The organism is Pseudomonas sp. (assembly GCF_030150285.1).
Classification (GTDB): domain Bacteria; phylum Pseudomonadota; class Gammaproteobacteria; order Pseudomonadales; family Pseudomonadaceae; genus Aquipseudomonas.
Genome location: NZ_JASLGE010000081.1, coordinates 1 through 23,028 on the forward strand (window position 1 = coordinate 1; position 23,028 = coordinate 23,028).

The following is a 23,028-nucleotide window of genomic DNA, read 5'->3' on the forward strand; positions in this document are numbered from 1 at the left end:
CTTGCGCCTGAGCCAGCAACTGATTGATGCGAATGTGGCGACGGGTTACTACTTTATCGGGATCTTCCTGCAACAGGGCTCAGCCGGGCTGAGAAAGGATCCGCAAATGTCTCTGCGCTACTACCGCAAGGCGGCGGATCAGGGCAGTGCCCAAGCGCAGTACGAGGTGGGCGACAAGCTTGATCCAATTGACATCGCACCGGAAATTGCGATTCAGATGTATCGTTGTGCCGCTGAACAGGGCAATGGTAAAGCTGCTCTCGCGCTAGGAATCTTACTTAAGAGCAGGGGACGCTACCAAGAGGCACTTGAGGTCTTCCAGATGGGCGTTAAAGCAGGTGATGAAACTTCTGCGGGTTGGTTAGAAGAAGCCTTTCGCGGTCCTTCTCCCTCCGATAGGTTGTACTACCTCGCCCAACAGGAAGACCTTGAGCGGGCCGACCGTTATGAAAAAATATGGAGTGTGCTTGCGGACTACTCCTACGCCAATCCCACAGTTCCCGAGATCAACGAAATCCTGCCTTTGCCCCCTGCCAAGCTGCCGGCCTGGGACGGCAAGCTGCAATGGCTGCAAGCACGCCTGGCTAATGTGCCGCCGAAAAAGCCCAGCGAAGCGTTGATTCAGCAATTGGCCAAGGCCAAGGTGCTTGAGCCTGCCACTGGCAAGCCCATGCCCGGTTCTTCGGCGGGCGCAAGGCTTGGGCGCGCGTGATGCTTTGCACTTGGCCTGGCCTTAATGCCCCGGCGGCAAAACCCGCTTAACGCAGTTCCGTATGGGAGCTGACCCACAAGACGGTTGCGTCTTCTTGTGTGGCGGAAACACAGGCGTGGCCCATGCGGCTGTCGAAGTAACACGAGTCGCCCGGGCTCATGTGTAAGGGCGCATAGCCTTCGGTGTGCAGAATCACTTCGCCGCTCAGCACAAACAACAGTTCTTCGCCGTCATGGCTCAACAGTTTTGTGAATTCGGCGCGGTCGCGGGCCCGCACGGTCGTGACCAGCGGGATGAAGCGTTTGTCTGCCAGGTCGGTGTGCAGCATTTCATAGCTGTATTGGTCGGTACGGTGAGGCACGCCCTGGTTGCGGCGGGTGACGCTTCTGCGGCCCACGGGTGCTGCCTTGGTGGTCGGGCTGAACAGTTCCCCCACCTCCACCTCAAGCCCCAGCGCCAGTGCGGCAATTTTCTCGTACGTCGGTGAAAGCTGACCATTTTCGATTTTCGACAGGGCTGACGCGGAGATGCCGCAGCGTTGGCTCAGTTGCTGCAACGTCAGGTCGGCATTACGCCGCAGCAGGCGCAATTTGGCGGCCAGCACGCTGTTGGAGAGTTCCGGGGGATTCAGCGCCGGAACGGGTGCACTGTTTTCTAAAGTCATGGCAGATGATCCGTGCGCAGCAACCGTCGAGCCGAAACACTGGACGAGCGTGTTGCTTTTAAGATATAAAATTTCCTATACGAAAAAAACAATCAGAATAGGAAAGTTATCCTAATTCTTAGCGGAGCATAGCATGCGCGTCCTGACCCATACCGAAACAGCTGCTCAGTTGCCTTTTAACCTTTTGATCCAAGCGCTTGAGGGCTTTTTCAAGGAAGGCTGTGAGGTGCCGTTGCGGCATAACCATGCCATTTCCGGCACGACCGCAGCCGAGGACGGCATTCTGTTGCTGATGCCCGCCTGGCAACCGGGCAAGCGCTTGGGTGTGAAGACGGTCTCCATCTTCCCGAACAACCACGCCTTGGGGCTGCCCGGGCTGCATTCGGTGTTTATCCTTTACGATGCGGCCACCGGCGCGCCCTTGGCGATTCTGGACGGTGACGTGATTACCTCCCGGCGCACGGCCGCCGCCTCTGCACTGGCCGCCAAATGGTTGAGCCGCCCCGAGTCGAGCACGTTGCTGGTCGTGGGGGCCGGCCGGGTTGGCAGCCTGTTGCCTGAGGCCTACCGAAGTGTGCGCCCGATCGAACGCGTACGGGTCTGGGATCGCCTCGCCGAGTCGGCCAACACCCTGGCCGCTAACCTGCGCGAACAAGGCATTGATGCCCAGGCTGTGGACAACCTGCAGGACGCCGCGCAAACGGCTGACATCATCACCTGCGCGACGTTGTCGACAGCACCGCTTATCCAGGGTCAATGGCTTAAGCCGGGCACGCACCTGGATTTGATTGGCGGCTTTACCCCTGCCATGCGTGAAAGCGATGACGAGTGCCTGCGCAAAGGCACGGTGTTTATTGATACCCCCGAGGCGTTGCTCAAAGCCGGGGACATTCTTTCGCCGATTGCCAGCGGTGCGTTCAGTGAACAGCAGGTGGCTGCGACGCTGGAGCAACTGTGTCGTGGCCAGCATGCGGGTCGTACCACGGCCGATGAAATCACCGTGTTCAAGGCGGTGGGCACGGCCCTGGAAGACTTGGCTGCCGCCTCGCTGGCCTATGACGCGTACGTGGCCAAGCAGGCGTAAGTGCCCTGTGGCGCGGGCTGAGATCACGACGTTTGTGGCTTATCGCGCGCGCTAAAAGGTCTGGATTCGGTACACCCGATCAATACTGGGAACTCGCAAATGAAATCGCCCACTCACTACGCCGTCATTGGCGCAGGCCTTATTGGCCTGTGCACGGCACTGGAACTGCTGCACCGGGGCTGCAAAGTGACCCTCGTGGAGCAAGACTCGCCCGGTAAAGGTGCGTCATTTGGCAACGCCGGCTTTATTGCCAGTGAGCTGATCGACCCGCTGGCCACGGGGCAAAATATTCGCAATGCCTGGTCGATGCTCAAAGACCCGCAAGGGGCGCTGGCCCTGCCGATAAAGAACTTGCCGCACAGCCTGCCCTGGATGCTCCGTTTCGCATTAGCGGCCCGGCCGAAGGCTGTCGAAGCCGGCCGCGAATCGCTGGCCAGGCTCTTGCGCCCGGCCGTACCTGCCTGGAAAACCCTGTTGGGTCGAGAAGGCCTGAGCCAGCACCTGCACCAGACTCACTACCTGCGTGTCTGGGAAAAGGCCGAGGGGGTAGGGGCGGCTCGCGCTGAACAGGCTTTTTACAATGACTGGGGCATTAGCGCGCACTTCGCGGACAGCGAGCAAGTGGCGACGTTGGAACCCGCACTGCGGGGGCGCGTTCACCACGCCATTATGCTGCCCGATGCGCACCGCGTCAGTGACCCCTACCTGCTCAGCCAGGCGCTGTTAAAGCGCTTCACCGCGCAGGGTGGCGTGCTGCTGCAAGAGCAGGTGCTTTCCCTTCGCCCTGTGGGCAGCCAGGTAGAACTGGTTAGCCACCGTGCGGCGCAGACGTTCAGCAAGGCGATCGTGTGCGGCGGCGCACACAGCTCAGGTTTGCTCAAAACGCTGGGCCTGCGGGTGCCCTTGATGGCTGAGCGTGGCTACCACCTTAACCTGACGAAGGTTCACGGGCTGATCAACGGCCCTGTCTGTTCGGCAGAGCGCAATGTCTTTATTTCTCCCCTGGAAGGCGGGTTGAGGATTGTGGGTTTCAGTGAACTGGGTGGCGTACACCTGCCGGCCAATCCCGCCCGCTACGGTGCCTTGCGCCATCACTTGGGAGCCTTGTTGCCACAAACCCGGCCCCATCTGGAGCAGGCTGGCGAATGGATGGGCATGCGTCCGACCCTGCCGGATTCTTTGCCGGTCATTGACACCCACCCAGATTGCCCGCAGATCGGCTTTGCGTTTGGTCATCAGCACGCCGGCCTCACGTTGGCCGCCGTTACGGGCCAGCTCATTGCAGATCGCATGACAGGTGCGGGCGACAGTGTCGACCTGCGCGCATATGGCGTTACCCGGTTCTAGCCCGCTGGCTGCACCAGATAAACACACAGTGATACTAATAAAAACGAGGTAAGCGGCATGAGCAGTACCATTAGGGCCAAGACATTCATCTCCCTCTCATTCTTTCTGTTCTCCATGTTCTTGGGTGCAGGCAACATCATTTTTGCACCGCCTTTGGGGCAGGCAGCAGGTACTCAGACATGGGTCGCCATGTCAGGTTTCTTGATTACCGGCGTTGGCCTGGTTTTTTTGGCCATCCTGGCACTGTCGATCTCAGGCGGCAGCATTGACTCGATGTCACAACGGGTAGGCAGCAGTTTTGCCAAGTTTTTCTCCCTGCTGTTGTTCCTGACGCTGGGTCCGATCTATGTGGTGCCGCGTACCGCCGCGGTGGTGTATGAAGTGTCAGTCACACCCTTTCTCAGTGGTATTACGGGCGCAAACGACTGGGCGCTGATGCTCTTTTCGGTGGTCTTTATCGGCTTGACCCTTTACCTCTCGCTGGACCCGAAGAAGTTTGTTGACCGCATCGGTAACATCCTGACGCCGACATTTATCGTTCTGTTGTTGATCATTGTCGGTAAATCGCTGCTGACTCCAATCGCTGATTTCTCTGTGCCGTCTGGCGACTACATTGAAAACGCCTTCAGCATCGGTTTCACCCAGGGTTACTACACCATGGATGTGCTGGCGGCCTTTGTGTTCGGCAAGATCTTTCTGGATGCAGCCAAGCACTCCGGCGTTGCGCCGCAACACCTGAGCAAACTGTTTGTAAGGGCGGGCATCTTCGCTGTTGTCGGGTTGGCCTGCGTGCAACTGTCGCTGGCTAGCATGGGCGCAAGCAGCTTTGCGGTACTGGGCATGTCGGACAACGGCGGCCAGGCGTTGACCCAGATCGTCAACCTGCTGCTGGGCAGTACGGGGGTGTCGATGCTGGCGGTGATCATCCTGCTCACCGGCTTGACCACGGCGGTTGCTTGCCTGGCCTCGGTGGCCGAGTACTTCAGCCGCATCTTCCCGCGTTTCAGCTACAAGGCCTGGACTGTCATATTGGGGCTGCTCAGCCTGGTGATCACCAACTTTGGCCTGACCACCATCCTTTACCTGGCGTCACCGATCCTGTTGTTCCTGTACCCGATTGCTATCACCTTGATCGCCCTGGTGTTCCTGAACCGGTTCTTTGGCGGGCACCAGTCTGTCTATATCGGTGCAGTGACCGGGGCGGCGCTGATGGGGGCCATCGATGCACTTAAAGCCTTTGGCCTGGTGCCGTCGGGCCTCGAGTCGGTGCTGGTCTCTACCGTACCGTTCTACACAAACGGGCTGGGTTGGGTCGTGGTTGCAACCTTGTTCGGGCTGGCCGGTTGCGCGTTCATCCCGTTGTCACGCGGCGGTGTATTTCGTAATGCCCCGGTTGCTTAAGGGCTAACCGTCGCATCGAATCCGCGGTGCAGGTTTTACGATCGCTGCGCAATCGATCGCAGCCTTCGGCAGCGACTACATCTGTAGTCGTTGCCGAGCCTTGCGAGGCTACGTCCGGCGCCGAAGGCGTCGTAACACCAGGCCGCGCGGTATACCGGCCAGGGTGGGTCGACGGATCCGGCAGGGCCGGCTACGCTGGCGTTTTTTGCAGGCGGGGAGGCACGTATGACACAGGTGTATCAGGGAAGTTGTTTGTGTGCCGCTGTCCAGTACGTGCTATCGGCTACCCCTCAAGCGGTCAGCCATTGCCATTGCCGTCAGTGTCGCAAAGGGCATGGGGCGCTCTTTGCCTCTTACAGCAGTGTGCCACGCAGTGCACTGCGCCTGCTCAGCGGCGCGTCTCAGATCAAAACCTATGTGTCATCACCGGGGGTGTCGCGCGAATTCTGCGGTCAGTGCGGTTCGACCTTGTTCTGGTCCAGGTCGGAAGGTGAGTATGCCCACTGGGTTTCGATTACGCTGGGCACGCTCGATACGCCGTTCTTGCCCCTCAAGCAGAAGCACGTTCTGGCGGATGACGCTGCCGATTGGTATACGTCCCCTTCAGCCTGTCGATGACGCGGTGTGTTTGGCCGGGGAGCTACAGGGGAAGATGACAGGCCGAGAAATAGAGCGGCGTGCCGACGTCAGGGGCTCAGCTTTCTGGGGAGATGACAGCCTCGGTGCCGGTGTCGGCGGCCAGTTTTAAGCGGTCAGCTTTACTGATGTATTTGTCTTTGCTTTTCGGTGCCAATTTTGCGCTGGCTTTTTTGGCGTGAGCCTTGAGCAATTGCGTGATTTTTTTGCGGCGGTTCATGGTGTTCTGCTGGCTGTATAGACGATTGAAAGGCTGCTGCGGTGGTGTGAGCAGGGCGTTTTGGGGGCGTGTGTGCCAAGCCCAAGACGGTCGATTATAGCCGTATCGGTGGTGTTAGCGGCGAATACGGATCTTTTGCCAACTGACCGGGTTATGGAACGTGCCGGTATCGCCCTTGATGGCGAATCGGGTTGCCCGATAGAGAGAGCAAAGACGTGAACACTGCAGGCTGCGTATTTTTTGGTAGGCCCATTTCCAACCGCGTTTTGTTGAGCTGCTCATCTCGTTGCCCCAAATTGGATCCATTTTTGGAGGATATTATCAGTCGAGAATAGACGCGTCCTACAGCTCTACGGGTAATGATCTGACAAAATTTAACCAAGTGTGACGGCTGTCACGAAATTTGACTTGCATTGAGCCGGAAAACTGCATCCAACCCTTTGAAGGCTGACTGAAAATCACAAAAAAAGGGGCGGCCCTTGCGGGCAGCCCCTTTTTGGGTTTAGCGGCCGGTCACCAAAGTGCCAAGGTGTAGTCGATGTTTACCCGCAGTTCGTTGTCGTCGCGAAACGCTGCGGTGGGGGCGAAGTCGTTGCGGTACCAGGCATGACGCAAGCGCAGGCCGACGTTTTTAAAGGTACCGCTTTGCACAACGTAGGACAGTTCGATGTCTTTCTCGCTCTCTTTCAACCCTGAGCCACCCAGTTTCGCGGGCAGTTCGATATGGCTGCCGTCCAGGTAACGCAACATGCCTTTGAGCCCCGGTACGCCCACTGCCGCGAAGTCATAGTCATAACGCACTTGCCAGGTCCGCTCCTTGGGGTTGAGGAACTCGCTGCTCAACGCGCCTTCACTGACCACCAGCGGCTCTGAACCGGCGATATAGGGCATGGCCGTGTCGCCGTTCAACTGCATATACCCCGCGCCCAGGCTGTGCGGCCCGTGGATATAGGTGGTCATCATACCGAAGGTGCGGTTGTCGACCTTGCCGGCCTTGGCCGAACCTTCTTCACCGCTGATGTGGTAGCGCACATCGGTTTTCAGGCGACCGCTGCCGAGCGGGCGGTTGTCGAGAAAGCCCAGGAAGTCCTGGCGATACAACCCTTCGAGTTCAGCGTGGTAGTACTTGAGTGTCAGTGGTTCGGACCACTGATAGTCGCCCCCCATAAAGGTGAAGTTGTCAGATTGCGCGGCACCGTTGAAGCGGCCATTGGGCGAGGCAACGGTCATTTTTTGATAGTTGGTGGAGTCGCGCTGGTTCATGCGGTCGAGCCGCCCGGCGTGCAACGTCAGGTTGTCCAGGTCTTGAGAGCGCACATACGCGCCGCGAAAGGTCTGGGGCAGCAGGCGTGTCGGGCTGGCGAACAGGATCGGCAATGCCGTACTGATGGTGCCGCCCTGCAGTTCGGTTTTGGAGACCTTAACCTTACCCGTCAGGCCCAGTTTGGAATACTCGCCGCGCGGCTGACGGTCGGTGCTGTCGAAGGGCAGCAGGCCGGTGCCGGTGCGGCCGGGGCTGGAGTCCAGTTTCAGCCCCATCATGCCCTGAGCGTCCAGGCCGAAACCGACAGTGCCTTCGGTAAAGCCCGAGTTGAACCGCAGAATGAACCCCTGGGCCCATTCCCGCGCCGCCGATTGGCTGGAGGTGCCTTTATAGTCCCGGTCGAAGTAGTAGTTGCGGGCGGTCAGGCTCGCCTTGCTGTCTTCGATAAAGCCCTGAGCCATCAGGGTGCTGCTGACGGTGCAGAGCGTGCCGGCCGCGAGTACGGCGTTAACGCGTTTGAAAGTGCTCATGTCGCTACCTTTTTATTTTTATTGTGAAAAGCGTGATTTATTGCGCGTCGTCGAGCAGCACCCATTGCTGGTCTTGCACGGTGACCAGGGCGCGGGCGCGTTCGTCGTGACCGAAATGGTCGGTAGGGCTCAGGTTGTAAACGCCATGGGTCCCGGCGACGTCGCGGGTTTGCTCCAGGTGGCCGCGCAGGCTGTCGCGGAATTCAGGGCTGCCCGGCTGGGCGGTTTTTAAAGCTTCGGGCACGGCCACTTCCACTAGGCGCATGGCGTCGTACAGGTAAGCGCCGAACGGCGACAGGCTGTTTTCACCGTATTGCGCCTGATACGCCTGGGCGTATTGGCTGGCGATGGCCTTGGACGGATGGCTTTCTGGCAATTTGTCCCAGACCACCACCGGGCCGACCGGCAGGATTGCGCCGTTCAGGGCCTTGTCACCAATGCGCAGGAACGCGCTGTTGGCCGCACCGTGGGTGTGGTAAATCGTGCCCTTGTAGCCCAGGCGGCGCAGTTCGGTGTGCGGCAGTGCAGCCGGGGTGCCGGTGGCTCCGATCAGCACGGCATCGGGGCGGCTGCCCATTACTTTCAAAGCCTGGCCGCTGACCGAGGAATCGGTGCGGTTGAAGCGCTCGTCACGCACCAACTGAATGCCCGCCGCCGGGGCCAGTTCGGTCAGCACCTTGTGCCAGTCTTCGCCCCACACATCGTTGTAGCCGATGTAGCCCAGGGTCTTCACTCCGGCCTTTTGCATATGCTCGATCAGGGCTTTGGCCATCAGGGTGTTGGTTTGGGCGATGGTGAAAATCCACTGATGATCGCCATTGGGGGGCGAGTAGGGGGCCAGGGCAATCTGCGGGGTTTTGCTTTCCTTGGCGATCTGCGCCACGGCCGCTGAGGTGGGCACGGTGCTGGAACCAATCAGCAGGTCCACCTTGTTTTCGCTGACCAGTTTGCGCGCGTTCTTGGCGGCAGCGGTGCTGTCGCTGGCGTCGTCGAGCACAACATATTTCACGGCCTGGCCGGCGATTTCCTTGGGCAGCAGGGTTACGGTATTGCGTTCAGGAATGCCCAGCGACGCGCCGGGGCCGGTGGTGGACAGAATGACCCCCACCGTCAGGTCGGCCTGGGCCGTGGTGGACATGGCTGCAGTCAGTACGAGCAAAGGCAATAGCGGTTTCATGGAAGCTCCTGTGGTTTTTATTGTTAGGCAGCAGGTGTGGCAATGGGCGCGCCGGCAGTGGCGCTGGGAGGTTGCGGGGTGAGCAGGTCAGCGGACGCGGGCTTGCGCCCCAGGTAGCTTTCGACCACCCGGGGGTTCTGGGCCAGCGCCTGGGCGCTGCCTTCCAGCACGATCTCGCCAATTTCGAGCACGTAGCCGTAGTCGGAAATTTTCAGGGCCGCGCGGGCGTTCTGTTCCACCAGCAGGATCGAGACGCCGGTTTGACGCAGGGTTTCGAAGATCTGAAAAATCTCGCCGATCACCCTTGGGGCTAGCCCCAGGCTCGGTTCGTCGAGCATCAACAAGCGCGGTTTGGCCATCAGCGCCCGGCCAATGGCGAGCATCTGGCGCTCGCCGCCCGACAAGGTGTAGGCGGCTTGAGCGCGGCGTTCGTGCATGCGTGGAAACAGCGCAAACACTTCGTCCAGTGTTTTGTTGTGGTCGCGAAACCCCTGACGGTGACGGCTAAAGGCCCCCAGCCGCAGGTTGTCCTCGACGCTCATTGGGCCGAACAGCTCACGGCTTTCCGGCACCAGCGCCATGCCCCGGTCGATGCGCTGGGCCACGCTGTGATGGTGCAGCAGCGGCTGGCCGTCGTAGGCCACGCTGCCCGTCGAGGGCAGCAGGCCGATCAACGCCGCCATCAAGGTGGTTTTGCCCGCCCCGTTAGGGCCGATCAGGCTGACGATCTGGCCCTCGTCCAGGTGCAGGTCGAGCCCGCGCACGGCCTCGACTTTGCCGTGGTTGATGGACAGGCCACGCACATCCAGCAAGCGGCTCATTCGATACCTCCGAGGTAGGCGGCCAGTACCGCCGGGTTTTCCTGAATTTCAAGGGGCGTGCCGCTGGCCAGGCGCTGGCCGAACTCCATCACCACAATGTGATCGGACAGCGCCATGACGAACTCCATGTCGTGCTCCACCAACAGCACGCCCAGGCCTTCGCGGCGCAATTGTTCGAGCAGTTGCGCCAGTGCCTGTTTTTCGCCGTAGCGCAGGCCGGCGGCGGGTTCATCCAACAGCACCAGCAACGGGTCGCTGCACAGTGCGCGGGCAATTTCGACAATGCGCTGCTGGCCCAGTGGCAAGCTGCCGGCCGGGGTGTGCAGGTAATCGGCGAGGCCAACACGTTCGATCTGACGGGTGGCTTCGGTCAGCAAGGCGGCTTCTTCGCCACGCTCCAGGTGCAGCATCGACCGCAGCAACCCGGCCTTGCCCCGGCTGTGGGCACCGAGGGCGACGTTTTCCAGCACACTCATTTCGGGCAGCAGGCGTACATGCTGAAAGGTGCGGCTTACGCCCAGCCGGGCAATGGCCCGAGGGCTGAGGCCGTCGATGCGCTGGCCAAGGAAGGTGATCTTGCCGTCATTGGGGGCCAGCACCCCGGAGAGCAGGTTGAACAGTGTGGACTTGCCCGCGCCGTTGGGGCCGATCAGCGCGGTGATTTCGCCGCCGTTGACCTTCAGGCTCATGTCTTTGTTGGCCACCAGGCCACCAAAGCGTTTGACCAGCCCTTCGGCCTCCAGCAGCGGCGCGCCGCGCGGCGGAACAGGGCGCTTGGGCAAGGCGGGGGCCTTGGCTGTCGGCAACGGTTGCGGCCGGGGCGCAGGCAGGCAGGCGCGCAGCACCGGCAGCAACCCGCCCCGGGCGTATTGCAGCACCAGAATCACCAGCACGCCGAAGAAGATCATTTCGAAGTTGTCGCTGTGGCCGAACACTTGTGGCAGCACGTCCTGCAACACTTGTTTGATCAGCGTCAGCAAGGCGGCACCCAACAGCGCGCCCCACAGGCTGGCGACGCCGCCCAGCACGATCATGAACAGGTACTCAATGCCCATCACCACCGAGAACGGCGTGGGGTTCACTACCCGTTGCAAGTGTGCGTACAGCCAGCCGGACAACGAAGCCAACACCGCCGCGATGATAAACACCTGCAAACGGCTACGAGCGGTATTGATGCCCATGGCCTCAGCCATGCCCGTAGACTCTTTGAGCGTGCGGATGGCCCGGCCCTGGCGGCTGTGCAGCAGGTTATCGAGCAGCCAGATGCTGACCACCAGTGCCACCGCAATCACCAGGGTGAAATCCGCGTCGTTGCGAATGTCCCAGCCCAGAATCCGGATGTCCGGCAGGTTTTGAATACCGCCGAAACCGCCCAGCCCCGGCAGGTTGCCGAACAGGTAGAACAACGCCAGCCCCCAGGCGAGGGTGCCGATGGGCAGGTAATGCCCGGCCAGGCGCAGGGTCAACAGGCCCAAGGTCGTGGCAATCACCAAGGTGATGGTCAGCCCGGCCAGCAGCCCCAGCCAGGGTGACAGGCCGTACTGGGTGGTGAGCACCGCCGTGGCGTAGGCACCGATCCCGACAAAAGCCGCCTGCCCGAAGGAGGTCATGCCGGCAATGCCGGTCATCAGCACCAGGCCCAGAGCAACCAGGCTGTACAGCCCGATATAGTTCAGCAGTGTCACATGAAAGGCGGGCAACACCTGGGGCGCAAGGCCGGCGGCGAGCAAGAGCAGAAACAGGGGAAGCAGACGACGGGTCATCAGTGTTGCTCCTCGATATGAGGGTTTTTCAGCGAGAGCCACAGCAGTACCGGGATCACCAACGTGAACACGATCACTTCCTTGTAGGCCGAGGCACCGTAGTTGGCGAAGCTCTCCAGTACGCCCACCAGGAACGCGCTGACGGCTGCCAGCGGATAGCTGGCGAGGCCGCCGAAGATCGCGGCGACAAAGCCTTTAAGGCTGATCAAAAAGCCGGAGTCGTAGTACAGCGTGGTCAGCGGGCCGATCAGCACCCCCGACACCGCGCCGATAAAGGCCGCTAACCCAAAGGCGCTTTTGCCCGCGAGCTGGGTGGGGATGCCCACCAGCTGCGCACCGTTGCGGTTCAGGGCAGTGGCGCGCAGGGCCTTGCCGTAGAGCGTGTGGCCGAAAAAGGCGTACAGCAGACCAATCAGCACCAAAGCGCTGGCGATCACCAGCAGGCTTTGCACGCCGACCGGCAAGTCTCCGAGCATCAGCACCGCATCCGCCAGTGCGTGGGTCCGCACGCCTTCGGCGCCGAACATTTGCAGGCTGATACCGACCAGTGCGATATGCACCGCCACCGAAATAATCAGCAGCAGCAACACCGAGGTTTCGGCCACGCGCTGGTACACCAGGCGATACAGCAGCGGGCCCAGCGGGGTGACAATGGCCAGGGTCATGATGATTTGCAGCGCGGCTGGCAACGTGGCGAGGTCGACATAGCTCGCGACTCCGCACAGCACCAGCGGCAGGCTCAGGTAGCGCACCAGCAGGCCGGGAATCTGCCGCCAATGCCGGTGTTTCAACGCACAGCCGCAGTCCAGCAGGCAGGCGGCGATGGAGCAGCCCATCAGCAACCAGACGGTGCCGGGCACCAGGCCCAGTTGCAGGGTGGCGAGGGTCAGGGCGCTGTAGGTCACAAAGTCACCCTGGCACACCAGAATCGTGCGGGTGACCGAGAACACCAGCACCAGCGCGAGGGCTACCAGCGCATAAATGGCACCCGTCGTGAGCCCGTCCTGGGCGAGAAACGCCAGTATCGAAGTATCCATGAGCAGCCCTCAGCGAGCGGTGGGTAAGGTGGGGCGGGCCCGGCGTGCCGGGACCTTCATCGGGTCCGCGGCGGACGATGCGCAAGGCACGGGCGGAGGGCGCGACAGGCGTGGGCGAGCCACGCAGGGCGGTGCATGCAGATGCATAGTGAAATACCTGTTTCTATTCTTATTGTGGTGTGGCCAAGCCCGAATGGGTTGCACGCAAGCCATCAAGATACACATGTGAATGTGTATTTATAGACTCATCCGAAGGCAGGTGGGTTGTCAATAGGTGTGACGGCGAGGGTTTGAAAGTTGCCTTTCTATAAAATTAAATAATTGATTTATAACGAAATAAATAATTAATCGAGCGTATGAATTTCGTTTGTATTTGTGTGTTTGGCGAGATTCATAGGCTTTTAGAATACATAAATGTATTTGTCTGCCTGCCGACGGGCGTCGGCAGGGCGGGGGTGTCAAGCGTCGCGGGCGGTGTCTGGGATCAAGATGCGCGCCATGCGCAAGCTGCGGTCCAGACGCTGTTGCGGGGTGTCCTCACTGTGCAGCAGCGACAGGCTGATCTGGTAGGCGTAGATCACATAAGCGCGGTCCTGGGCTTCATCGGTGGCCACGCCCGCCTGGATCAACAGCCCTTCGATGTAGCTCAGGCGGTGGCTGTCAACTTCGTCGATGGCCTGGCGCGCCTGCTTGTCGCGGCGTGCCCAAGCGCGGATGCCCAACTCGATGGCGGCTGCATCCCGCGCGGTCTGGCCGTGGGAGGGCAGCTCCAGCAAACGCTGCAATTGCTGGAGGGGGGAACTGTGCGCGGTGCGCAGATGCAAGATCACATCTTCGGTCGCACGGGCGCGCCAGTTGCCCAAAATGCCTTCGAGCAATTCACCGCGGCTCTTGAAGTGGTAGTAAAAACTGCCCCGGGTGATCTTCAGATCCTTGGCCAGGGTGTCGACCCGAACGGCATCGACGCCGCTGGTGACCAGTACATCCTGGGCTGCATGTATCCAATCTTCTCGGGTGAGGTGGGAACGAGTTGACATTGAGTAGGGGCCTTGTCCAACGAGCTGGATAAGCACCCGGCCGCTGCACGTGACAGGCGGGTTGCGGGTGGCAAAGGGTAAGTCTAACGCCTGCTGCAAGGTCGAAGCTATTGCCCTGGCCGCCAATAACGGCGCGGATTGTGGGCTGGCCGACCGCTGCAGTGAGCCAGGCATCAAGATACAGTTCTGTAGGTCGGTTCGCGATTATTTATCATTCGAGGCGTTTTTTCGTTGACGTGGATCAAAACGGTAAATAGCATACAGATACACATCTGTATGTTAAGAATAAAAACCGGAGGCCTCGATGAGCACAAATGGCAAGACTCTGTTAGCCGCAGGGCACAACACCCACTACCACGAAGCAGGCCAGGGCGAGGCTTTGTTCCTGCTGCACGGGTCGGGTCCCGGGGTGTCCGGCTGGAGTAACTGGGCCAAGACCGTGCCCGTGTTTGCCGACCGCTGGCGGGTCATCGTGCCGGACCTGGCAGGCTTCGGTTACACCGAGTTTCAGGCGGACCTCAAGTACGACATCAAGCTGTGGGTCAACCACCTGATCGGCATCATGGATGCGCTGGACATTGCCAAGGCATCGTTTGTCGGCAACTCGTTTGGCGGCGCGGTGGCCATTGCCCTGGCGATTTTCGCCCCGCAGCGGGTGAACAAGCTGGTGCTGCTGGGCACGCCGGCCGGTGAGTTTATCCAGACACCGGGCCTGCGCGGTGCTTGGGAGTACGAGCCGTCGCTGAGCAACATGCGCGAACTGATGGCGCTGTTCCCTTATGACGCGGCGCTGATTACCGACGAACTGGTGCAGGCCCGTTACGAGGCCAGCGCCCGCCCGGGTGCCCAGCAAGCCTTGCGCAAATTGATCCCGCAACCGGCCGCAGAAGGCGACACCGTGGTCAAGGCATTCCCGGCCACGGCGCTGGCCAAAATTGTTGCGCCCACGCTGGTGGTGCACGGCCGTGAAGACCGTGTGGTACCGCCGGCATGCGGCCTGTTGATTGCCAACAGCATTCCCGATGCCGACTTGCACCTGTTTGGCCACTGCGGCCATTGGGTGCAAAGCGAACAGCCGCGGCGTTTTGCTGCGCTGGTTCGTGATTTCTTGAGCGAGTAAGCCGCCATGAGTCGCAATGTGATGGAACGGGTGCTGTGGCAATTGTGCGTTGAACGTGCCGCCAAGGAGCGTTTTCGCCAGGACCCCGCGGCCTTTCTCAAGCGCTTTGCGCTGAATGAAGACGAGACCGCAATGATCGTCAACTTCGACGTGGCCGGGCTGCAAGCAGCCGGGGTCAACCCGATGCTGACGATGGGCTTTTGGCAGGAATTAAGCACGGTGGGCAACATGGCAGTCTACAAACGACGCCTGGGCTGCACCGACGAAGACAGCGCGGCGTTTTCTGCCGCGCTCAAGGGGTGAACCGATGGGCAAGATAGTTGGCGGCTTCTGGGTGCCCCATGACCCGGTGATGTTTGTAGCGCCCAATGCGCCGGATGCGGCCCAGAGCGAGGCCGTGTGGGGCGCTTACGGCCAATGCGCCGAACGGCTGGCGGCACTGGCACCGACCACGGTGATTATCGTGGGCTGCGACCACTACATTCTGTTTGGCACCCATTGCCTGCCGCGCTATGTGATCGGCACCGGCGATGTAGACGGCCCGATTGACCGCTTGCCGGGGCTGGAACGTGGCCCGGTACTCAATCAGCAGGCGCTGGCCGGGCATATTGTCGAGCATGGCGATGCCACCGGTGTGGACTGGACCGTGGCGCGCAGCTTTACCGTCGACCATTCGTTTTCGATCCCGCATCAATTAATCGTCAAACCGGCCGAGCAACGGTTGGGGCGCGAACTGCCGTGCATTCCGGTGTACCTGGCGTGCGGGGTCGACCCCTACATCTCGCTGAAGCGCTCGGCGGATCTGGGGCGGCAATTGCGTGCAGCGGTTGAGTCGTTTGACGCCGATGAGCGCGTGGTGATTATCGGCAGCGGCGGCATCAGCCACTGGGTGGGTACCGCCGAAATGGGCCGCGTGGCCGAAGATTTTGACCGGGAGATTCTGGCCCTTGGCGTCAACGGCGACCTGGACGGGCTGTGCGCCTACACCGACGAAGAAATTCTGCGGCGGGCCGGTAACGGTGCCATGGAAATCCGCAACTTTGCCTGTGCGCTGGCTGCCATCGATCACCCCCACGGCGAAGTGATCGCCTATGAAGCCGTGCCGGCCTGGGTCACTGGGCTGGGGTTTGTCCAACTGCATGTCGGGGAGAACCGAGCATGAGCCACATTTTGCTGTGCCAGCGCGACGAGCTGGCACCGGGTGAACTGAAAAAGGTTGAGCAGGCCGGTGGCGATGCCATCTGCGTCTACAACCTGGGCGGCACCTTTTATGCCACCACCGACATGTGCACCCACGCCACCGCTTCGCTGGCCGAAGGTGACCTGGAAGATGACCTGATCACCTGCCCGGTGCACTGGGGGCAGTTCCACGTGCCCAGCGGCAAAGCCGTCACGTTTCCGTGCGAGCGTCACCTGCGCACCTACCGGATTATCGTCACCGACCAGCAGGTGTTTGCCGACGTCGCCCACGAGGCCGACGAAGCGTTGGCGAGTGCCCAGAGCCCGGTTTAACCGGCCCTTTACCGTATTGCCGTGAGTCTGAATATGGATAACAACAAACACATACCACTCAGAGCCATTGAAACCACGCCCGGCCTGAGCAACCTTGATCGGTTGTGCGACATGGAAGAAGGGCGGCTGTCCGGCAAGGTGTTCTGGGACCAGGCCATTTATGAGCAGGAGCTGGAAAAAATCTTTGCCCGCTGCTGGCTGTTCGTGGCCCATGAGTCGCAGTTGCCCAAGTCCGGCGATTACCTGACCACCTCGATGGGCGAGGATGAAGTGCTGGTGGTGCGCCAGAAGGACGCCTCGATCAAGGTGTTCCTCAACGCGTGCCCGCACCGGGGCAACAAGATCTGCTTCGCGGAAGCGGGCAATGCCCGAGGCTTTATCTGCAACTACCACGGCTGGTCGTTCGGCGCTGATGGCGGCCGTCTGTTGGGCATGCACGAATCTTCATGCTACGAAGAAAGCAACTTCGACAAGGCCCGTCACGGCCTGCGCGAAGCCCGCGTCGCCACCTATAAAGGCCTGGTGTTCGCCACGTTTGCGGCCGATGGGCCGACCCTTGAGGAATACCTCGGGCCGATGACCTGGTACATGGACGTGCTGCTGGACATGGACGAGGGCGGTAGCGAGTTCCTCGGCGGGTGCATTCGTTCCACCATCGACTGCAACTGGAAAGTGGCGGCGGAAAACTTTGTTGGCGACATCCTCCATGGCGGCTGGACCCATGACTCGGCGGCCAAGGCCATGCTTGGCGGGCCGGTGGCCAAAGTCAGCGAATTGCCCGAGTCGTATTCAGTCAACTGGAACGGCCACGGCTATGAATTTGCCACCGATGTGGTGGGCAATGCCGCCACCCTGGGCGAAAAAGACATCAACAAGTACCTGCACGTGCTACGGCCCAAGGTGGCCGAGCGTTTGGGTGAGTTCCGCTCCAAGCTGATCGGTTCGATTTCTTCGTGCACGGTATTCCCCAACTTCTCGTTCCTGCCGGGGCAGAACACTGTGCGCATCTGGCAGCCACGGGGCCCGCACAAGATCGAGCTGTTTACCTGGGTCATCGTTAACAAAAACGCGCCCCAGGACATCAAGGATAAATGGCGACGCGGGGCGATGATGACGTTCTCGCCCACCGGCGTGTTCGAGATGGATGACGGCGAAAACTGGGAGTACTGCACCAAAACCAGCCGTGGCGCGGTCACCCGTTACCAGGACCTGTACGTTGGTTTGGGCATGAATACCCGCCTGGACAACAGCGACCTGCCGGGCAATGTGTTCAAGGGCCAGCTCAATGAATGCAACTCGCGGGCGTTTTACCAGCGCTGGAAAGACCTGTTACAGGCCCCGACCTGGGCCGATGTGCCCGACCGCAATGGCACGATGCGCTAATGGAGGCCGCAATGACACACCCCGACACCGCGCTGGCATTCGACGAGGTTCGCCGCGTGGAGGCCTTCTTGCTGCGCGAGGCGCGCCTGCTTGACAACGAAGCCTGGGACGAATGGCTGGCCTCGCTCAGCGAGTCGATCCACTACTGGATGCCGGGCATTGAAAACCGCCGCCGCGAAGACAAGTCCGGGCCATATCGCCTGGAACACATGGCGTTTTTCGACGATGGCCTGCGCGAACTGCAACGCCGTGTGGCGCGTTTTAAACAGCCGTCGGCCTGGGCCGAAAACCCGCCGACGCGCAACGTGCACCTGATCAGCAATATTGAAGTGCTGCCCGGCGATGCGGCGGGCGAATACCGGGCGTATTCCTGCTTTATCAACCAGCGCAGCCGTGGCCTGGACGAGCAGCATCAAATTGTGGGGCGGCGCGAAGACGTGTTGCGGGTTGAAGCCGGGAGCCTCAAGTTGCTCACGCGCAAAATCCTCATCCCTAACGCCATGCTGCTGTGCAAGAACATCAACACTTTCCTCTGAGGGCTGGCACATGGGTTGGTTGCAAGGACAGGTGGCATTGGTCACCGGCGGTACCGGCGGCATTGGCAGCGCCATTGTGCGCCGCTACGTGGCCGAAGGTGCCAACGTAGCCGTGATGGCCCGCGATGCGGTGCAGTTGGCGGCGCTTGAGCAGGAACTGGGTGATTCGATCATCACGATCCAGGGCGATGTGTCGCGCTATGCCGACAACCAGCGCGCGGTGGCTGCCACGCTGGAGGCCTTCGGTAAACTCGACACCTTTGTGGGCAACGCGGCGGTGTTCGATTACTTCACCCGGCTGGACCGCATTCCCCCGGAGGAATTTGAAAGCGCCTTTCAGCGCTTGTTCGCGATCAATGTGCAGGGTTACCTGCTGGGGGCGCAAAGTGCTATCGAGGCCTTGCGCGAAACCCGTGGCAGCATGATTTTCACCCTGTCCAACAGCGCGTTTTATGCCGGCGGCGGGGGCATTCTCTACGTCACGGCCAAGCATGCGCTGGTGGGCATGATTCGCCAATTGGCCTATGAGCTGGCACCGGACATCCGGGTCAATGGGGTGGCACCGGGCGCGACCAATACGCCGATGAAAAGCCTTGAAGGCCTGAACAGCCGCAGCGTACCGCTCAACCAGATTCCCGGATTCGAAGCCGGGGCTGGCCAGGCCGTGCCCCTGCAACGTATCGCGGAACCGGAAGATCACACGGGCCATTACGTACTCCTGGCTTCAAGGCAGAATGCGGGGCTGACCACGGCCAACATCATCCACAGTGACGGCGGTTGGGAGATCCGCAGCGCAGGTGCGCCCAAAGCCCGTTCGCGCTGACGGCAAGGCCTTTGGCCCGCGAGCCCCCATAAGAATAAAGAGAGACACCTGATGACCAACACAACAATAAGCCTGAGTGCACCGCAACAAAAACTGCTGGACCTGTTTGCCGGGCTGGACATGCCGGTGCTGGCCGCGCCGATGTTTCTGGTGTCGGGCCCGCGCTTGCTGGCGGCGTGCAGCCGGGCGGGGATTATCGGCAGCCTGCCGGCCCCCAATGCCCGCACGGTGGAGCAACTCAAGGTGTGGCTGGATGAAATCGTCGCCGACCGCGACAGCGGCCTGGCCCGGGGCGAAACCTGGGCCCCGTGGATGCTCAACATGATCGTGCACAGCACCTACGACCGCTTCGATGCCGAGCTGGAACTGGTGCGTCAGTACCAGCCGCCGATTGTCTCCACGGCGCTGGGCAGCCCCAAGCGCGTGCTGGAGGCCGTGCACAGCTATGGCGGCGTAGTGATTGCCGACGTCATCACCCCGGCGCTGGCGCGCAAGGCCGTGGCGGCGGGCGTGGATGGCCTGGTGCTGGTGTGCAATGGCGCGGGCGGGCACACGGGTCATTACAACCCGTTCGCCTTTATCGCCGAAGTGCGCCAATTCTGGCAGGGCCCGCTGGGGCTGGCCGGGGCCATTTCCAATGGCCGCGACATTCATGCGGCCAAGGTGCTGGGCTGCGACTTCTCGCTGGTGGGGACCCGCTTGGTCGCCACTGAAGAAAGCCTCGTCGAACAGGCCTACCGCGACATGCTGGTGGCGTGTTCATTGGACGACGTGACCGCCACCAAAGCGGTCAGCGGCGTATTGGCCAACTGGATGCGCCCGTCACTGGAGCAGGCCGGGATTGACCCTGACAGCGAAAACCGCACCGGCATCGACTTCTCGGGCGACATCGCCAGCGCCAACAAAGCCTGGAAGCACGTGTGGTCAGCCGGGCAGGGCGTCGGCCAGATCGACCGCACCCTGACGGTGGCCGAACTGGTCGATGAACTGCGCCAGGGTTACATGCAAAGCCGCGCTCAAGCCTGCTAGGTCACTTTTTCGCGTTTCAGGAGACACCCGATGAATCAGGAATCGATTAAAGCCGCCGCCCAGGCGTTGGCCAAAGCCCGCACCAGCCGCGTGACGTGCGGCCGTATTTCCGAGCGCTTTGACATTCTCAGCCTCGAAGACGCCTACGCCGTACAGGAACTCACCACCCGTGCCGCATTGGCCGCCGGGCGCCGCTTGAGCGGGCGCAAAATCGGCCTCACCTCGCTGGCCGTGCAGCAACAGTTGGGCGTCGACCAGCCGGACTTCGGCATGTTGTTCGCGGACATGGAATGCCGTGACGGCGAAGCCATCGACAGCCAGCGGCTGATCCAGCCCAAGGCCGAAGGTGAAATCGCCTTTGTCCTGGGCCGCGACTTGCCGCACGCCGACACCACCCTCGGTGAGCTGCTGCGGGCCGTTGACCATGTAGTGCCAGCGCTGGAGATCGTCGACTCGGCCATCACCGACTGGAAAATCACCCTGGTCGACACCGTGGCCGACAACGCCTCTTCGGGCTTGTATGTACTGGGCAAAACCCCAATGCGTCTGGCCGGCCTCGACCTGGCGCTGGAAGGCATGTTGCTGGAAAAAAATGGCGCGCAAGCGGCCATTGGCGTCGGTGCCGCGTGCATGGGCAACCCGCTGGACGCCTGCCTGTGGCTGGCGCGCACCATGGCCTTGGCCGGTCGCCCGCTGCAGGCCGGTGATGTGCTGCTGTCTGGCGCGCTGGGGCCGATGGTCCCGGTGGTGGCAGGTGACAGCCTGCGCCTGCGTCTGACGCGTCTGGGCGAAGTGAGCTGTCACTTCGTCTGAGCCCCGCCAGGGCAAACCCCCGCGCGCGGTCAGACCCCCGCGCGCCATGACAACAATAAAACCAGTGAAGCGGCCGCCGAGAGGCCCGCCGTTTTCACGAGGGCGTGCCATGTACGAGTTCTTCAATGATCCGACCTGCCTGGCCCCGGCGCGGGTGCTCTACGAGCCCGGCCCGGACGGCAGTTTTACTCTCTCTAGCGCAGAGCCGCTGCACCCTTATGCCCGCTGCATCGGCGAGTGGCTGGACCACTGGGCGCTGCAAACACCTGAGCGGCCGTACCTGGCCGAACGGCGCAATGGTGTGTGGTTTACGCTGACCTACCGTGAAGTGCGCCAACGTGTCGGCGCGCTGGCTCAGGGCTTGCTGGAACTGAACACCGCACCGGGGCGACCGGTGCTGATGCTGTCGGAAAATGACATCGATCAGGCGCTGCTGACCCTGGCCGCGATGCACGTCGGCATCCCGGTGTCCACGGTATCGGTGGCCTACGCCCGCAACACGGGCAGCGGCTGCGGCAAGCTCAAGGCGATTGTCCAGGTGCTTGAACCGGCGGCGATTTTTGTCAACGACGGTGACGCCTATTGCCGTGCCATCGAACTGGTCAACCCGGACTGCCCGGTGATTGCGGCCCGCAACGCCCAGGAAATCCCGGATGCATTGGCCTTGCCGTCGCTCTACAAAGCCGAAACCCCGGCGGTGGCGGCCGCGTTCGCCCGGGTCAACGGCGAGACCCCGGCCCGTTACCTGTTGACGTCCGGTTCCACCGGTGCCCCCAAAGCGGTGATCAACACCCACGGCATGCTGTGCGCCAATCAGCAGGCCATCGCCCAATGCTGGCGCTTCGTCGAGCATTGCGAAATGGTGGTGCTTGACTGGCTGCCATGGAGCCATGTGTTCGGGGCCAACCACAACTTCAACCTGGTGCTGCGCAACGGCGGCACGCTGTATATCGATGACGGCCGCCCGGTACCGGGGCAAATCGACCGTACGGTGGAGAACATCAAGTCGGTCAAGCCGACACTGTTCTTCAACGTGCCTCGGGGCTACGAGGCGTTGCTGCCTTACCTGGACCGCGACGAAGAGCTGGCCAAAGCGCTGTTCGGCCGTTCGCAGTTGCTGTTTTATGCCGCCGCCGCGCTGCCGCAAAGCACGTGGAACCGCCTGGTGGAAAGTGCCGCTCGCGTGCGCCGCACACCGTTGTTCTTCACCACCGAATGGGGCTCGACCGAGACCTCGCCGGTGGTCACTAGCGTGCATTTCGAATTGAACCAGCCGGGCAATATCGGCTTGCCGGTGCCGGGCACCCAAATCAAGTTTGTGCCCAGCGGCGACAAACTGGAGATGCGCGTGCGCGGCCCTTCGGTGTTCAGCCGCTACCTCAACGACCCGGTCAACACCCTGGCGGCCTTCGATGAAGAGGGCTTCTACAAGATCGGCGACGCCGGCCGGCTGGTCGACCCGCAGCACCCGGAGCGCGGCATTCTGTTCGACGGTCGTGTCACCGAAGACTTCAAATTGAGCAGCGGCACCTGGGTCTCGGTGGGCACCTTGCGCCCGCGTCTGGTCAGTGCGTTGTCGCCCTATGTCAGCGACTGTGTGATCTGTGGCCATGACCGCGAAGTGATTGGCGCACTGGTGTACCCGACCGCCGCCTTGCGCGCCTTGCTGGACGAGGCCGGGTGCGAACCGGGTGCGGCCCTGGCCCTCGACCCGCAAGTGCGGCTGGCGCTGTGCGCCGGGTTGCAGGCGCTGGCTAAGGATTTCCCGGCGTCCTCGCAACACGCGGTACGGCTGATCATTCTGGATTCGCCCCCCAGCCTGGACGACGGTGAAATCACCGACAAAGGCTACATCAACCAGCGCGTTGCCCTGAGCCTGCGTGCAGACGCGGTCAAGCGGCTGTACGCCGACACCCTCGGGCAAGACGTGATCCTCCTTGCCGAAGTTTACGGAGAAGCGGTATGAGCCACGCCCCCTTGAAAGTCGCCATCATCGGTTCCGGCAACATCGGCACCGACCTGATGATCAAAATCCTGCGCAATGCCAAGCACCTGGAAATGGCGGTGATGGTCGGTATCGACCCGGCCTCCGACGGCTTGGCCCGCGCGCAGCGCATGG

At 61.4% G+C, this 23,028-nt stretch carries 24 protein-coding genes and 1 pseudogene; 16 read left to right on the forward strand and 9 right to left on the reverse strand.

Annotated elements, in window-relative coordinates; all coding sequences use genetic code 11:
* A partial coding sequence (locus tag Q1W15_RS19350; RefSeq protein WP_300731069.1) for a DUF6396 domain-containing protein occupies positions 1-712 on the forward strand: 712 nt, incomplete at its 5' end.
* A 46-nt stretch (positions 713-758) separates the two neighbouring features.
* On the opposite strand, the gene Q1W15_RS19355 is transcribed toward Q1W15_RS19350, so the two are convergent.
* Complete coding sequence (locus tag Q1W15_RS19355) at positions 759-1,376, reverse strand: helix-turn-helix domain-containing protein (RefSeq protein ID WP_300731070.1); 618 nt, start codon at positions 1,374-1,376, stop codon at positions 759-761.
* Between the two features lie 133 nt (positions 1,377-1,509).
* Between Q1W15_RS19355 and Q1W15_RS19360 the strand changes: the two genes are divergently transcribed.
* From Q1W15_RS19360 to Q1W15_RS19375, 4 genes are all read left to right on the forward strand, one after another.
* Positions 1,510-2,460, forward strand: a complete 951-nt coding sequence (locus tag Q1W15_RS19360; protein WP_300731072.1) for an ornithine cyclodeaminase family protein — start codon at positions 1,510-1,512, stop codon at positions 2,458-2,460.
* A gap of 99 nt (positions 2,461-2,559) precedes the next feature.
* Positions 2,560-3,807 (forward strand): FAD-binding oxidoreductase, encoded by a 1,248-nt coding sequence (locus Q1W15_RS19365; protein WP_300731073.1) that lies wholly within the window; start codon positions 2,560-2,562, stop codon positions 3,805-3,807.
* Positions 3,808-3,864: 57 nt separating this feature from the next.
* Positions 3,865-5,208 (forward strand): branched-chain amino acid transport system II carrier protein, encoded by a 1,344-nt coding sequence (gene brnQ, locus Q1W15_RS19370; RefSeq protein ID WP_300731074.1) that lies wholly within the window; start codon positions 3,865-3,867, stop codon positions 5,206-5,208.
* 225 nt (positions 5,209-5,433) lie between these two features.
* A complete protein-coding gene (locus Q1W15_RS19375; protein ID WP_300731075.1) occupies positions 5,434-5,826 on the forward strand; it encodes a GFA family protein in 393 nt (130 codons plus the stop codon).
* Between the two features lie 76 nt (positions 5,827-5,902).
* Here Q1W15_RS19375 and Q1W15_RS19380 read toward each other — a convergent pair whose 3' ends face one another.
* The 8 genes from Q1W15_RS19380 to Q1W15_RS19415 all read right to left on the reverse strand — a co-directional run bounded on the left by Q1W15_RS19380 (position 5,903) and on the right by Q1W15_RS19415 (position 13,693).
* Positions 5,903-6,064 carry a DUF2986 domain-containing protein gene (locus Q1W15_RS19380; RefSeq protein WP_300731077.1) on the reverse strand — a complete coding sequence of 54 codons (162 nt, stop codon included), beginning with the start codon at positions 6,062-6,064 and terminating at the stop codon, positions 5,903-5,905.
* 114 nt (positions 6,065-6,178) lie between these two features.
* Positions 6,179-6,346 (reverse strand): hypothetical protein, encoded by a 168-nt coding sequence (locus Q1W15_RS19385; protein ID WP_300731078.1) that lies wholly within the window; start codon positions 6,344-6,346, stop codon positions 6,179-6,181.
* Between the two features lie 231 nt (positions 6,347-6,577).
* Positions 6,578-7,858 carry an OprD family porin gene (locus Q1W15_RS19390; RefSeq protein ID WP_300731080.1) on the reverse strand — a complete coding sequence of 427 codons (1,281 nt, stop codon included), beginning with the start codon at positions 7,856-7,858 and terminating at the stop codon, positions 6,578-6,580.
* Between the two features lie 37 nt (positions 7,859-7,895).
* Positions 7,896-9,035 carry an ABC transporter substrate-binding protein gene (locus Q1W15_RS19395; RefSeq protein WP_300731081.1) on the reverse strand — a complete coding sequence of 380 codons (1,140 nt, stop codon included), beginning with the start codon at positions 9,033-9,035 and terminating at the stop codon, positions 7,896-7,898.
* Positions 9,036-9,058: 23 nt separating this feature from the next.
* Entirely contained in the window at positions 9,059-9,856 is a 798-nt protein-coding gene (locus Q1W15_RS19400; protein ID WP_300731082.1) for an ABC transporter ATP-binding protein, read from the reverse strand.
* A complete protein-coding gene (locus tag Q1W15_RS19405) occupies positions 9,853-11,619 on the reverse strand; it encodes an ATP-binding cassette domain-containing protein (RefSeq protein WP_300731083.1) in 1,767 nt (588 codons plus the stop codon). Before Q1W15_RS19405 ends, Q1W15_RS19400 begins: the two co-directional genes overlap by 4 nt.
* Entirely contained in the window at positions 11,619-12,656 is a 1,038-nt protein-coding gene (locus Q1W15_RS19410) for a branched-chain amino acid ABC transporter permease (RefSeq protein ID WP_300731084.1), read from the reverse strand. The genes Q1W15_RS19405 and Q1W15_RS19410 overlap by 1 nt, the downstream gene beginning before the upstream one ends.
* Before the next feature lie 458 nt (positions 12,657-13,114).
* Entirely contained in the window at positions 13,115-13,693 is a 579-nt protein-coding gene (locus Q1W15_RS19415; RefSeq protein ID WP_300731085.1) for a TetR/AcrR family transcriptional regulator, read from the reverse strand.
* A gap of 304 nt (positions 13,694-13,997) precedes the next feature.
* Here Q1W15_RS19415 and Q1W15_RS19420 point away from each other — a divergent pair, with 304 nt between their 5' ends.
* The 11 genes and pseudogenes from Q1W15_RS19420 to Q1W15_RS19470 all read left to right on the forward strand — a co-directional run.
* Positions 13,998-14,813 (forward strand): alpha/beta hydrolase, encoded by an 816-nt coding sequence (locus tag Q1W15_RS19420; protein ID WP_300731086.1) that lies wholly within the window; start codon positions 13,998-14,000, stop codon positions 14,811-14,813.
* Positions 14,814-14,819: 6 nt separating this feature from the next.
* On the forward strand, positions 14,820-15,116 hold the full coding sequence (locus tag Q1W15_RS19425; protein WP_300731088.1) for an extradiol ring-cleavage dioxygenase: 297 nt from the start codon (positions 14,820-14,822) through the stop codon (positions 15,114-15,116).
* A 4-nt stretch (positions 15,117-15,120) separates the two neighbouring features.
* Positions 15,121-15,975 carry a protocatechuate 3,4-dioxygenase gene (locus tag Q1W15_RS19430; RefSeq protein WP_300731089.1) on the forward strand — a complete coding sequence of 285 codons (855 nt, stop codon included), beginning with the start codon at positions 15,121-15,123 and terminating at the stop codon, positions 15,973-15,975.
* Positions 15,972-16,325: a non-heme iron oxygenase ferredoxin subunit gene (locus Q1W15_RS19435; RefSeq protein WP_300731090.1), complete on the forward strand. Its 354-nt coding sequence runs from the start codon at positions 15,972-15,974 to the stop codon at positions 16,323-16,325. The genes Q1W15_RS19430 and Q1W15_RS19435 overlap by 4 nt, the downstream gene beginning before the upstream one ends.
* A gap of 33 nt (positions 16,326-16,358) precedes the next feature.
* A complete protein-coding gene (locus Q1W15_RS19440; RefSeq protein ID WP_300731091.1) occupies positions 16,359-17,708 on the forward strand; it encodes an aromatic ring-hydroxylating dioxygenase subunit alpha in 1,350 nt (449 codons plus the stop codon).
* An 11-nt stretch (positions 17,709-17,719) separates the two neighbouring features.
* On the forward strand, positions 17,720-18,244 hold the full coding sequence (locus Q1W15_RS19445; RefSeq protein WP_300731092.1) for a 3-phenylpropionate/cinnamic acid dioxygenase subunit beta: 525 nt from the start codon (positions 17,720-17,722) through the stop codon (positions 18,242-18,244).
* Positions 18,245-18,254: 10 nt separating this feature from the next.
* Entirely contained in the window at positions 18,255-19,067 is an 813-nt protein-coding gene (hcaB, locus tag Q1W15_RS19450) for a 3-(cis-5,6-dihydroxycyclohexa-1,3-dien-1-yl)propanoate dehydrogenase (RefSeq protein ID WP_300731094.1), read from the forward strand.
* Between the two features lie 51 nt (positions 19,068-19,118).
* Positions 19,119-20,096, forward strand: coding sequence for a nitronate monooxygenase family protein (locus Q1W15_RS19455; protein WP_300731097.1), 978 nt, complete (start codon positions 19,119-19,121; stop codon positions 20,094-20,096).
* A 30-nt stretch (positions 20,097-20,126) separates the two neighbouring features.
* Positions 20,127-20,909, forward strand: a complete 783-nt coding sequence (locus Q1W15_RS19460; protein WP_300731099.1) for a fumarylacetoacetate hydrolase family protein — start codon at positions 20,127-20,129, stop codon at positions 20,907-20,909.
* 109 nt (positions 20,910-21,018) lie between these two features.
* Positions 21,019-22,875, forward strand: a complete 1,857-nt coding sequence (locus Q1W15_RS19465) for a feruloyl-CoA synthase (protein WP_300731101.1) — start codon at positions 21,019-21,021, stop codon at positions 22,873-22,875.
* Positions 22,872-23,028: pseudogene (locus tag Q1W15_RS19470) on the forward strand (acetaldehyde dehydrogenase); the annotation flags it as partial. The gene Q1W15_RS19465 and the pseudogene Q1W15_RS19470, both read left to right, overlap by 4 nt.

Excerpts from the sequence above, each read along its gene's own strand:
- Q1W15_RS19375 (WP_300731075.1), top strand. The coding sequence starts at position 5,434 with ATGACACAGGTGTATCAGGGAAGTTGTTTGTGTGCCGCTGTCCAGTAC.
- Q1W15_RS19415 (WP_300731085.1), bottom strand. The coding sequence starts at position 13,693 with ATGTCAACTCGTTCCCACCTCACCCGAGAAGATTGGATACATGCAGCC.
- Q1W15_RS19425 (WP_300731088.1), top strand. The coding sequence starts at position 14,820 with ATGAGTCGCAATGTGATGGAACGGGTGCTGTGGCAATTGTGCGTTGAA.
- Q1W15_RS19385 (WP_300731078.1), bottom strand. The coding sequence starts at position 6,346 with ATGAGCAGCTCAACAAAACGCGGTTGGAAATGGGCCTACCAAAAAATA.
- Q1W15_RS19380 (WP_300731077.1), bottom strand. The coding sequence starts at position 6,064 with ATGAACCGCCGCAAAAAAATCACGCAATTGCTCAAGGCTCACGCCAAA.
- Q1W15_RS19400 (WP_300731082.1), bottom strand. The coding sequence starts at position 9,856 with ATGAGCCGCTTGCTGGATGTGCGTGGCCTGTCCATCAACCACGGCAAA.
- Q1W15_RS19405 (WP_300731083.1), bottom strand. The coding sequence starts at position 11,619 with ATGACCCGTCGTCTGCTTCCCCTGTTTCTGCTCTTGCTCGCCGCCGGC.
- Q1W15_RS19440 (WP_300731091.1), top strand. The coding sequence starts at position 16,359 with ATGGATAACAACAAACACATACCACTCAGAGCCATTGAAACCACGCCC.
- Q1W15_RS19430 (WP_300731089.1), top strand. The coding sequence starts at position 15,121 with ATGGGCAAGATAGTTGGCGGCTTCTGGGTGCCCCATGACCCGGTGATG.
- Q1W15_RS19395 (WP_300731081.1), bottom strand. The coding sequence starts at position 9,035 with ATGAAACCGCTATTGCCTTTGCTCGTACTGACTGCAGCCATGTCCACC.
- Q1W15_RS19410 (WP_300731084.1), bottom strand. The coding sequence starts at position 12,656 with ATGGATACTTCGATACTGGCGTTTCTCGCCCAGGACGGGCTCACGACG.
- Q1W15_RS19360 (WP_300731072.1), top strand. The coding sequence starts at position 1,510 with ATGCGCGTCCTGACCCATACCGAAACAGCTGCTCAGTTGCCTTTTAAC.
- Q1W15_RS19355 (WP_300731070.1), bottom strand. The coding sequence starts at position 1,376 with ATGACTTTAGAAAACAGTGCACCCGTTCCGGCGCTGAATCCCCCGGAA.
- Q1W15_RS19465 (WP_300731101.1), top strand. The coding sequence starts at position 21,019 with ATGTACGAGTTCTTCAATGATCCGACCTGCCTGGCCCCGGCGCGGGTG.
- Q1W15_RS19420 (WP_300731086.1), top strand. The coding sequence starts at position 13,998 with ATGAGCACAAATGGCAAGACTCTGTTAGCCGCAGGGCACAACACCCAC.
- Q1W15_RS19455 (WP_300731097.1), top strand. The coding sequence starts at position 19,119 with ATGACCAACACAACAATAAGCCTGAGTGCACCGCAACAAAAACTGCTG.
- Q1W15_RS19390 (WP_300731080.1), bottom strand. The coding sequence starts at position 7,858 with ATGAGCACTTTCAAACGCGTTAACGCCGTACTCGCGGCCGGCACGCTC.
- Q1W15_RS19445 (WP_300731092.1), top strand. The coding sequence starts at position 17,720 with ATGACACACCCCGACACCGCGCTGGCATTCGACGAGGTTCGCCGCGTG.
- hcaB (WP_300731094.1), top strand. The coding sequence starts at position 18,255 with ATGGGTTGGTTGCAAGGACAGGTGGCATTGGTCACCGGCGGTACCGGC.
- brnQ (WP_300731074.1), top strand. The coding sequence starts at position 3,865 with ATGAGCAGTACCATTAGGGCCAAGACATTCATCTCCCTCTCATTCTTT.
- Q1W15_RS19365 (WP_300731073.1), top strand. The coding sequence starts at position 2,560 with ATGAAATCGCCCACTCACTACGCCGTCATTGGCGCAGGCCTTATTGGC.
- Q1W15_RS19435 (WP_300731090.1), top strand. The coding sequence starts at position 15,972 with ATGAGCCACATTTTGCTGTGCCAGCGCGACGAGCTGGCACCGGGTGAA.
- Q1W15_RS19460 (WP_300731099.1), top strand. The coding sequence starts at position 20,127 with ATGAATCAGGAATCGATTAAAGCCGCCGCCCAGGCGTTGGCCAAAGCC.